Origin of the sequence: Micromonospora sp. NPDC052213 (assembly GCF_040679695.1) — a bacterium.
Lineage (GTDB): Bacteria > Actinomycetota > Actinomycetes > Mycobacteriales > Micromonosporaceae > Micromonospora.
Genome location: NZ_JBFAVI010000082.1, coordinates 17654 through 28039, shown reverse-complemented (window position 1 = coordinate 28039; position 10386 = coordinate 17654). Strand labels below are relative to the sequence as shown.

Below are 10386 nucleotides of genomic sequence, written 5' to 3'. Positions count from 1 at the left end.
CCTAGTTCGTGGGGGTGCGCCTGCCGGCCGCGGGGGCGGGGGGCAGCCACGCCCCCCCCGGCGGACCCAGGGCGGGGGCGGAGCCGGCGCGAAGCGGGGGTACCGTGACGAAGATCGATGATGTCGCACGTCTGGCCGGGGTCTCCACGGCCACCGTCTCCAGGGCGCTGCGCGGGCTCCCGGCGGTCTCGGCCGCGACCCGGCGGCGCGTGCTCGCGGCCGCCGAGCAACTGGAGTACGCCGTCTCGCCGAGCGCTTCGCGGCTGGCCGGCGGGCGCACCGGCACGATCGCGGTCGTGGTCCCGCGGATCACCCGGTGGTTCTTCGCCACCGTCGTGGAGTCCGTCGAGGAGTTCCTCCACCAGTCGGGCTACGACCTGCTGCTGCACAACCTCGGCGGGCGGGAGCAGACCCGCCAGCGGGTGCTGAGCGCCGCCAACCTGCACAAGCGGGTGGACGCGATCATGCTGGTCGCCACGCCGCTGCGCCCCGCCGACCTGACCGCCCTGACGAAGCTGGCGCTGCCCGGGGTGACCGTCAGCTCCGGCTCGGTCGTGCCGGGCTGGCCCTGCGTACGCATCGACGACGTGGACGCCGCGCGGACCGCCACCCGGTACCTGCTCGACCTGGGCCACCGCCGGATCGCGCACATCTCCGGCGACCCGAAGGACGAGCTGGCCTTCACCACCCACCTCGACCGGCGGCGGGGCTACCGGGAGGCGCTGCGCGACGCCGGCCTCGCCCCGGACCCGGGCCTGGACGTGGAGTCGCAGTTCACCATCGACGGCGGCACGCGCGCCACCGAGGAGCTGCTCCGCCGCGGCGACCCGCCGACGGCGATCTTCGCGGCCTGCGACGAGATGGCGATGGGAGCGATGACGGCGCTGCGGGACGCCGGGCTGCGGGTGCCGCGGGACGTCAGCGTCATCGGCGTCGACGACCACGACCTGGCCCGCGTCGTCGGGCTGAGCACGATCGCCCAGCCCGCGGCGGAGCAGGGCCGGCTGGCCGCCCGGATGTTGCTCGACCCGCTCGTCGGCCGGCGGCCGGAGCCGCCCGGCCCCGACGCGGGCCCGGACCACGCCCCGGGCCGCCGGGCAGCCGGCGACCCGCCGGAGCGGCCCGTGATCCTGCCCACTCGACTGATCGTGCGGGAATCGACCGCGCCGCCCCGGGCACACTGACGGGGACCGCCGATCCCCCGGCACCACGCACCCGACCGTACGGCTCGACACACGGGAGAAGGCCCTGAACAGCAACCCGACACACCAGGACACGCCTGCCGACGCCGCCACCGGTTGGTGGACGCGGGCCGTCATCTACCAGGTCTATCCGCGCTCCTTCGCGGACTCCGACGGCGACGGGATCGGTGACCTGCCCGGCATCACGGCCCGCCTCGACCACCTCGTCGAGCTGGGCGTCGACGCGGTCTGGCTGTCGCCGTTCTATCCGTCGCCGCAGGCCGACGCCGGCTACGACGTGGCCGACTACCGCGACGTCGACCCGCTCTTCGGCGGCCTCGCCGACGCGGACCGGCTGATCGCCGAGGCGCACTCGCGCGGGCTGCGGGTGATCGTCGACCTGGTGCCCAACCACACGTCGTCGGCGCACCGCTGGTTCACCGCGGCGCTCGCCGCCGCCCCCGGCAGCCCCGAGCGCGACCGGTACGTGTTCCGGGACGGCCTGGGACCGGACGGCGACCGGCCGCCGAACGACTGGCAGAGCGTCTTCGGCGGGCCGGCCTGGACCCGGGTCACCGACCCCGACGGCCGACCCGGCCAGTGGTACCTGCACCTGTTCGACACCGGGCAGCCCGACCTCAACTGGGACAACCCCGAGGTGCGGGCGGAGTTCCTGGACGTGCTGCGGTTCTGGCTGGACCGGGGCGTGGACGGCTTCCGGGTCGACGTGGCGCACGGCCTGATCAAGCAGGCCGACCTGGCCGACTGGCAGGAACCGCAGGAGATCCTCTCCGGGCGGGAGGTCGACAAGCCGCGCCCGCCGATGTGGGACCAGGACGGCGTGCACGACATCTACCGGGAGTGGCGCCGGCTGCTGGACGGCTACCCGGGCGAGCGGATCCTGGTCGCCGAGGCGTGGGTCGAGCCGGCCGAACGGCTGGCCCGGTACGTGCGCCCCGACGAGATGCACCAGGCGTTCAACTTCGAGTACCTGCTCGCCTCGTGGACCGCGCCCGCCCAGTACGCGGTGATCACCCGCTCGCTGGAGGCCACCGACGCGGTCGGCGCCCCCACCACCTGGGTGCTGTCCAACCACGACGTGGTCCGGCACGCCTCCCGGCTCGGGTTGCCCGTCGGCGGCAAGCGGCCCAACGGCATCGGCATCGGCGACCCGCAGCCGGACGCCGCGCTCGGCCTGCGCCGGGCCCGGGCGGCCACCCTGCTGATGCTCGCCCTGCCCGGCTCGGCCTACCTCTACCAGGGCGAGGAGCTGGGCCTGCCGGAGCACACCACGATGCCCGACGAGGCGCGGCAGGACCCGACCTGGGTACGCAGCGCGTACACCGAGCGGGGCCGGGACGGCTGCCGGGTGCCGATCCCGTGGGAGGCCGACGCCCCGTCGTACGGCTTCGGCCCGACCGACGCGAGCTGGCTGCCGCAGCCGCCGGTCTGGGCGGAGCACGCGCTGGACCGGCAGCGGGGCGTGCCCGGCTCGACGTACGAGCTGTACCGGACGGCGCTGCGGCTGCGCCGCGAGCACGACCTCGGCGCGGGCCCGCTGGAGTGGCTCGCCAGCGGCGACGAGGTGCTCTCCTTCCGCAACGGCGGGCTGACCGTGCTGACCAACTTCGGCGACGCCGCCGTGCCGCTGCCGGCCGGCACCGAACTGGTGCACGCCAGCGCCCCGCTCGACACCGACGGCGCCGTGCCCACCGACGTGACGGTCTGGGTCCGGCCGGCCTGACGGGTGAGGAGGGGCCCCTGCCAGGGGCCCTTCCTCACAACCGCTCGGCGCGGGTGTGCAGGAGGTCGTGGACGTCGGCGATGTCCGTCGGCGAGGTCCGCGACGCCAGCCAGTACATGATCCCGGTCGGGATGAAGAAGAGCTGGAAGGCGGCCAGCCCGACGGCGTAGTTCAGCGGCGGCGGGAAGGCCGCCCGCAGCCCGTGGAAGGCGACCCCGACCAGCCCGTTGCCGGCCGCCCGACCGACGCCGTTCACCAGGTTGCCGAGGCTGTAGACGGTGCCCCGGTGCTCGGGCGGGTTGACGTCGGCGATCAGGGCGAACCAGTTCGGCGAGTTCGCGGAGGTCAGCGCCAACGCCACCACGGCGGTGAGCAGGCTCAGCCCGACCGTCGGCTCGGTGACCACGCTGGCCAGCACCGCCCGGACCACCGTCCCCGCACCGGCGCCGTCGGGCACGTCGATGCGGATCGGCACGAAGAAGAGCACCAGGTAGAACGGCAGCGCCGCGAGGATGCCGACCGCCGCGACCAGCGCCCGCCCCCTCGGCGTACGGCGTTGCAGGGCGTCGCCGACCAGCCCGCCGACGATGGAGAGCACCCCGCCGAGCTGGAACAGGGTGGCGAAGACGCTGCCCACCACCACGGCGGTGGCGGCGGAGTAGCCCTGGTCCTCGGCCCGCTCGGCGAAGAGCACGGGCAGCCAGACCAGCGACCCGAAGGCCGCCTGCGCGGTGAGGCCCTGCAGGATCAGCCACCGGTTCGTCCGCCGGCCGAGGATCCTCGGCAGGTCCGCCCGGCTGATCCGGTAGTCGTACTCGGCGCCGGTGGCGAGCGCGTCGGCCAGCTCCGGTTCGCTCTGGCCGCGGCGGATGTCGTAGGTGAACAGGTAGGCGGCGGTCGCCAGCAGGCCGACCACGGTCAGCGCCAGGAACGGCCGCCGCCAGTCGGCCGCCCCGAGCAGCCCGCCGACCAGCGTGCCGGCCAGCGTGCCGACCCCCTGGGACAGCCCCCAGAAGCTCATCACCAGCCCCCGTCGGCGGGGTGAGATCAGGTCGGTGACGACCGAGAACCCGACCGACCCGACGGCGCCCAGCCCGATCGCCGCCAGCAGTTGCGCGGCCAGGAACCCGGGGTAGTTCGCCGCGACCGCGCTGCCGCCGGTGCCGAGCGCCCAGATCAGGGTGCCGACCATCAGCAGCGGCTTGCGGTTCGCACGGTCGCCGACGTACGCCCAGCCCACCGCCGCCACCGCGCTGGCCAGGAAGCTCACGGCGGTGACCAGGCCGAGCAGCCGCCGCGGCACGTCGAAGGCGTCGGCGATCGGCCCGTACAGCGGGGGCACCAGGCCGATCGCCACGTTGTCCAGCGAGGCGAGCAGCACGAAGACCACGACGCTGTAGAACCGGTGCGCGGCCGAGCCGCCCCAGACCCGCGCCGCCCCGCCCCTCATCAAGGTCATGAGCGGCAGCCAACCAGGGTCAGGTCACGAGCGGGTGACGGCGCGCGGGCGGGTCGGGCGGCTCAGAGGTAGCCGCCGATCGCGGGCGGGGCCGCGGGCGGGGCCGGCGTGCCCGCGCGCAGCGCGTACAGCTCGGCGAGGGTGGCCCCCTGGGGCGGCACCCCCGCCGACGTGCCCAGCCAACCCGTCGCCTCCTCGTACGACAGCGGGCCCACCTCGATCCGGGCCAGGCAGCGCCCCGGGCGGACCACGGCCGGGTGCAGCCGGGACAGGTCCTCGTTCGTGGTGATGGCGACGAGCACGTCGCGCCCCTGCCCGAGCAGCCCGTCGGTCAGGTTGAGCAGCCGGGACAGCGCCTGGCCGGCGGCCTGCTTCGCCTCGCCCCGGATCAGCTCGTCGCAGTCCTCCAGGATGAGCAGCCGCCACCGGCGACCCGTGCCCGGCTCGCCGTCCTCGTCCCCGACCGCCACCTCCGACAGGTACGCCGGGTCCGCGAAGAGCACGTCCGGGTCCAGCACGGCGTCGACCTGGCACCACTCGCGCCACGCCCGGGCGAGGGCGCGCAGCGCGGTGGTCTTCCCCGTCCCGGGCGCTCCGTGCAGGAGCACCAACCGGCCGGCGAGTTGCTCCGGGGTGGTCGCCATCAGCGCGTCGAGCGCGGTGCGCGCCCCGGCGGCGTAGTTCGGCCGGATCTGCGCCCACTCCGGCGCGGCGATCGACCGCACGTCCCGCTGGCTGCCGCGGCGGGGGTTCTGGTGCCAGAAGCCGATCCGGCCGGCACCCGGGTCCTCCGGTTCGGCGGCGCCGTCGACGATCCGGTCGAGGGCCGCCCGGCCGACCTCCTCGGCCACCGCCGTGACGGTCACCTCGGCGCCCCGCCCCTTCCAGGTGACCACCCGGGCCGTCCAGCCGTCGCCGGCCAGCAGGCGGGACCGCTGCCGGTTCTCCACCGCCGTACGCAGCAGCCGCCCGTCGGGGGCGGTCAGGGGCGCGTCGGGGCGCACCCGGGAGAGCCGGACCGTGTGTGACCACGGGTGCCGGCCGGTGACGAAGTCCGCCAGGACCAGCGCGTCGATGACGTCGCAGGGGGTGTCCGCGTCGTCGTACTGGAGCGTCGAGGGGATGCCGGTCCCGACGGTCACCGACTCCTCGTCCGCTTCGGGGGTGGTTCGCATCCGTCGATGATCGCGAGCCGGGGCGCGCCCGTACAGCCGTTTACCCCTCGACGCCCGGGTCGCGGTCGAGCCGGTCGAGGAAGCGGTCGCGGGCGGCGGCGTACCGCTCGCGGACGGCGGGGACGGGCGCGGCGGCGTACTCCTCGGTGTCCCGGACCGACCAGGCGGGGGGCGCCGCGCCGCCCAGGGCGACCCAGGCGGCCTGGCGGGCGGCGCCGTCGGCGACGTACTCCCCCGGCGGCGGGACGACCACCGGCACCCCGAGGACCTCGGGCGCGATCCGGCGCACCGCCACCGAGCGGGCTCCCCCACCGACGAGGATCACCCGGCGCACCGTGGCGCCCTGGGCGGTGAGCGCGTCGAGGCCCTCGGCGAGGGCACAGAGCAGGCCCTCGACGGCGGCCCGGGCCAGGTGGGCGGGGGTCGAGGTGCGCAGGGTCAGCCCGTGCACCGCGCCGGTGGCCAGCGGCCGGTCCGGGGTCCGCTCGCCCTCGAGGTAGGGCACCACGACCAGGCCGTCCGCGCCGGCGGGGGCGGCGAGCGCCAGCGTGGCCAACTCGTCCAGGTCGACCCGGAGCAGGGCCGCGGCGGCGTCGAGCACGCGGGCGGCGTTGAGCGTGCAGACCAGCGGCAGGAAGCGGCCGGTGGCGTCGGCGAAACCGGCGACCGCGCCGGTCGGGTCGGCGGCGGGGGTGTCGGCGACGCTGAACACGGTGCCGGAGGTGCCGACGGAGAGCACCACGTCGCCCGGCCCCGCGCCGACCCCGAGCGCGGCGGCGGCGTTGTCCCCGGTGCCGGGGCCGAGCACGGCCCCGCCGGGCGCGGATCCGCCGGCGGGGAGGGCGTCGGGGCGCAGCGCGCCGGCCGGTTCCGCCGGGCCGAGCACGGCCGGCACGTGCGGGCGCCGGCCGAAGGCGCGCTCCAGCAGGTCGAGCCGGTAGTCGCCGGTGGCGGGGGACCAGTAGCCGGTGCCGCTGGCGTCGCCCCGGTCGGTGCGCAGCGCCGCCAGGCCGGGCGCGCCGGCCAGCCGCCAGGTCAGCCAGTCGTGCGGCAGGCAGACGGCCGCCACCCGGGCCGCGTGCTCCGGCTCGTGCCGGGCCAGCCAGCGCAGCTTGGTGGCGGTGAAGCTGGCCACCGGCACGCTGCCGACCGCGTCCGCCCAGAACCGGCGGCCGGCCGCCCCGCCGCCGGCCTCCTCGACCAGCTCGGCGGCGGCCCCGGCGGAGCGGGTGTCGTTCCACAGCAGCGCGGGCCGGACGACGGCGCCCGCCTCGTCGAGGCAGACCATGCCGTGCTGCTGGCCGGCGACGGAGACCGCCGCGACGTCGGCCAGCCCGCCGGCGGCGTCGACCGCCGCGGCCAGCGCGGCCCACCACGCCGACGGGTCGACCTCGGTGCCGTCCGGGTGTGGTGCCCGGCCCTGCCGGAGCAGGGCACCGGTCTCCGCGTCCCGGACGACGACCTTGCAGGACTGGGTCGAGGAGTCGACCCCGGCGACGAGCGGCATCTCCGGCGGCCCTCAGCGCGCGCCGAGCAGGTGCTCGACGGCGAGCTGGTTGAGCCGGACGAAGCCGAAGCCCCGCGCGGCGGCCCCGTCGACGTCGAACTCCTCGAACGCGGAACGGTCGGCGAGCAGCTCGGCGTGGCCCTCTCCCGGCGCCAGCGTCGGCGTGCCGAGGTCGGCGACCCGGCTGGCCGCCAGCGCCTCGGCCACCTCCGGATCCGCTCGGAAGGCCGCCGCCCGCTCCTTGAGCAGGAGGTACGTCCGCATGTTCGCCTCCGCCGACGCCCAGACGCCGGTCGTGTCCTCGGTGCGCGAGGGCTTGTAGTCGAAGTGCCGGGGGCCGTCGTAGGCGGGCGCGCCGCCGGGGCCGCCGTGCTCCAGCAGGTCGACCAGGGCGAACGCGTTGAGCAGGTCGCCGTGGCCGAAGACCAGGTCCTGGTCGTACTTGACGCCGCGCTGGCCGTTGAGGTCGATGTGGAACAGTTTGCCCTGCCAGAGCGCCTGGGCGATGCCGTGGGCGAAGTTCAGGCCGGCCATCTGCTCGTGCCCGACCTCGGGGTTGAGCCCGACCAGCTCGGGGTGGGCCAGGGTGGAGATGAAGGCGAGGGCGTGCCCGACGGTGGGCAGGAGGATGTCGCCGCGCGGCTCGTTCGGCTTGGGCTCCAGGGCGAAGCGCAGGTCGTAGCCGCGGTCGACGACGTACTGGCAGAGCAGGTCGACGGCCTCCCGGTAGCGGTCCAGGGCGGCCCGGACGTCCTTGGCGAGGTCGTACTCGGCGCCCTCCCGGCCGCCCCACATCACGAAGGTGCGGGCGCCGAGGTCGGCGGCGAGGTCGACGTTGCGCAGCACCTTGCGCAGCGCGTAGCGCCGGACGTCGCGGTCGTTGCTGGTGAATCCGCCGTCCTTGAACACCGGGTGGGTGAACAGGTTGGTGGTCACCATGGGCACCACCAGGCCGGTCTCGTCGAGCGCCTTGCGGAACCGGGCGACGTGCCGGTCGCGGGTGGCGGCGTCCGCGCCGAAGGGCACCAGGTCGTCGTCGTGGAACGTGATCCCGTACGCCCCGAGCCCGGCGAGCCGGTGCACCGCCTCGACCGGGTCCAGCTCCCCACGGGTGGCGTCGCCGAACGGGTCGCGGGCCTGCCAGCCCACCGTCCAGAGGCCGAAGGAGAACTTGTCGGCGGGGGTGGGACGCGGTGCCATGGCAGACCTCCGGGGGTGTCGTCCGCTATTTGTTCAGTGGTTGAATTATTTGATCGGCCTGTGGCAGCGTCAAGGGGTGACCCGACCCGACGCCCCGCCCGGGGCGGTCCGGCAGGGCAGCCTGCGCGAGTGGAACCTCGCCGTGGTGCTCGACCGGATCGCCGCCGCCGACCGCCCGCCGTCCCGGGCCGAGCTGGCCGCCCGGACCGGCCTGACCCGGGCCACCGTCTCGGCCGTGGTGGAGGACCTGCTCGCCGGCCGGCTGGTGCGCGAGGCGGAGCCGACGCCGCGGACCGGCGCGGGGCGGCCGTCGCGGGGCCTGGTGCTCGCCCCCGACGGCCCGGCCGGGCTGGGCCTGGAGGTCAACGTCGACTACCTGGCCGCCTGCGTGGTCGACCTCGCCGGCCGGGTCCGCCACCACACGGTGCACCGCGCCGACCTCCGGCCGGTCTCCCCCGCCGAGGCCGTGTCCCGGCTGGTCGACCTGGCCGCGCGCGCCCGGGCCGACGCGGCCCGCGAGGGGCTCACCCTGGCCGGCGCGGCCCTCGCGGTGCCCGGCCTCGTCGACGACGCCGGGCTGGTCCGCCTCGCCCCGAACCTGGGCTGGCGCGACGTGCCCGTTCCCGCCCTCCTCGCCGGGCATCCGCCGCTGACCGCGCACGTGGACGGCGTACCACCGCTGGTGGTCGACAACGAGGCCAACCTCGCCGCGCTGGGCGAGCTGCACGCCGGACCGGCCGGCCCGGCCAGCTTCCTGCACGTCTCCGGCGAGGTCGGCATCGGCGCCGGGATCGTCCTGGACGGGTCCCTGTTCCGGGGCGCCCGCGGCTGGAGCGGCGAGATCGGCCATGTTTCGATCCGCCCCGACGGCCGGCCGTGCCGGTGCGGGGCTCGGGGCTGCCTGGAGACGTACGCCGGTCAGGAGGCCATCCTCGCGGCGGCCGGCCTGGCCGGCGCGGACCTCCCGGCGGACACCGCGACGGCCCGGCTCGCGGAGCTGGCCGGGGCGGGCGACCCGGCGGCGCTGCACGCCCTGGCCGACGCCGGAACCGCGCTCGGGGTCGCCGTGGCCGGGGTGGTCAACCTGCTGGACCTGGACACCGTGGTGCTCGGCGGCGGATACGCCCCGCTGGCGCCCTGGCTCCGCCCGCCGGTGCTCGCCGAGGTCTCCCGCCGGGTGCTCACCGCGGCCTGGTCGCCGGTCACCGTCCGCGCCGCGGCGCTCGGCGGCGCGGCGGCGGCCGTCGGCGGGGCCGGTTCGGTGGTCCGCCGGATCCTCGCCCGACCGGCTGGCTGGCTGACCCGGCAGCCCTGAGCCCGGCCGCCTCCGATGGGTGTCGGGCAGCCCCTCGGGGCGGCGAGGTGTTCGGCGAACAGCGGCTGCGCGCGGCGCTGGCCTCGGCGGCCGGGCTGCCCCCCGCCACGCTCGTCGACCGGCTCCTGCACCGGGTCGAAGAGTGGATGGACGGGCAGAGCCAGGACGACATCGCGATGCTCGCGGTGGCCGCGGCGCCCGACGCGTGACAAGCCGCCCCCGCCCGGGCACGCGGTGCGGACGGTCCGGGCGTGCCGCCCGCGGGTCAGGCCGTCCTAGCCACCCTCGGCTCGTCGCCGGGCCACTCCTGCTTCGGTAGGCCGACCGGTGGCCCCGCCGGGCCGCCCGCGTCGGACCAGGGGCCGGCCGGCTCGACGGACTGGACGGACGCGTGGCGGCGACGCGCCGCCTCGTCGAACTCCCGCATGCCCACCAGCAGGGCCTGCCGCCCCTCGGGGGTCATGTCGCCGAGGATCGCCGCGAGCTGCTGGCGCCGGTCGTCGCGCAGCTCGGCGAGGAGCCGGTGGGCCTCCGGGGTGAGGTGCAGCGAGATCTCCCGCCGGTCGAGGCGGCCGGGCTCGCGTTCCAGCATGCCGGCGGCGACCAGCCGGTCGCAGAGCCGGCTGGCGGAGGAGAGCAGCATGTCGAGCCCGGTGGCGAGGCGGCGGAGGTTGATCCCGTCGTGCTGCTCGACCAGCATGATCGCGCGCAGCTGGGCGCCGGAGACACGGCTGGTCGTGCGCTCCCGCGCGGCCTCCCAGACCGTCAGCAGGGCGTCGGCCACCGCGTCGAGCTCGGCAGCCAT

At 76.4% G+C, this 10386-nt stretch carries 9 protein-coding genes; 4 read left to right on the top strand and 5 right to left on the bottom strand.

Annotated features, from left to right (window positions below; translation table 11 throughout):
* The first annotated feature begins 104 nt into the window (after positions 1-104).
* A complete protein-coding gene (locus AB0L34_RS20000; RefSeq protein ID WP_363705820.1) occupies positions 105-1184 on the top strand; it encodes a LacI family DNA-binding transcriptional regulator in 1080 nt (359 codons plus the stop codon).
* A gap of 64 nt (positions 1185-1248) precedes the next feature.
* A complete protein-coding gene (locus tag AB0L34_RS19995; protein ID WP_363705822.1) occupies positions 1249-2925 on the top strand; it encodes an alpha-amylase family glycosyl hydrolase in 1677 nt (558 codons plus the stop codon).
* Positions 2926-2959: 34 nt separating this feature from the next.
* On the opposite strand, the gene AB0L34_RS19990 is transcribed toward AB0L34_RS19995, so the two are convergent.
* From AB0L34_RS19990 to xylA, 4 genes are all read right to left on the bottom strand, one after another.
* Entirely contained in the window at positions 2960-4384 is a 1425-nt protein-coding gene (locus AB0L34_RS19990; protein WP_363705819.1) for an MFS transporter, read from the bottom strand.
* 62 nt (positions 4385-4446) lie between these two features.
* On the bottom strand, positions 4447-5559 hold the full coding sequence (locus AB0L34_RS19985) for a DUF5925 domain-containing protein (protein ID WP_363705818.1): 1113 nt from the start codon (positions 5557-5559) through the stop codon (positions 4447-4449).
* A gap of 40 nt (positions 5560-5599) precedes the next feature.
* Entirely contained in the window at positions 5600-7066 is a 1467-nt protein-coding gene (gene xylB / locus AB0L34_RS19980; RefSeq protein WP_363705817.1) for a xylulokinase, read from the bottom strand.
* Between the two features lie 12 nt (positions 7067-7078).
* Positions 7079-8266: a xylose isomerase gene (gene xylA, locus AB0L34_RS19975; RefSeq protein ID WP_350708646.1), complete on the bottom strand. Its 1188-nt coding sequence runs from the start codon at positions 8264-8266 to the stop codon at positions 7079-7081.
* A 76-nt stretch (positions 8267-8342) separates the two neighbouring features.
* Between xylA and AB0L34_RS19970 the strand changes: the two genes are divergently transcribed.
* Positions 8343-9581, top strand: a complete 1239-nt coding sequence (locus tag AB0L34_RS19970; protein ID WP_363705816.1) for an ROK family transcriptional regulator — start codon at positions 8343-8345, stop codon at positions 9579-9581.
* Complete coding sequence (locus AB0L34_RS19965; RefSeq protein ID WP_363705821.1) at positions 9560-9790, top strand: SpoIIE family protein phosphatase; 231 nt, start codon at positions 9560-9562, stop codon at positions 9788-9790. The genes AB0L34_RS19970 and AB0L34_RS19965 overlap by 22 nt, the downstream gene beginning before the upstream one ends.
* A gap of 56 nt (positions 9791-9846) precedes the next feature.
* Here AB0L34_RS19965 and AB0L34_RS19960 read toward each other — a convergent pair whose 3' ends face one another.
* Complete coding sequence (locus tag AB0L34_RS19960) at positions 9847-10386, bottom strand: MarR family transcriptional regulator (protein WP_363705815.1); 540 nt, start codon at positions 10384-10386, stop codon at positions 9847-9849.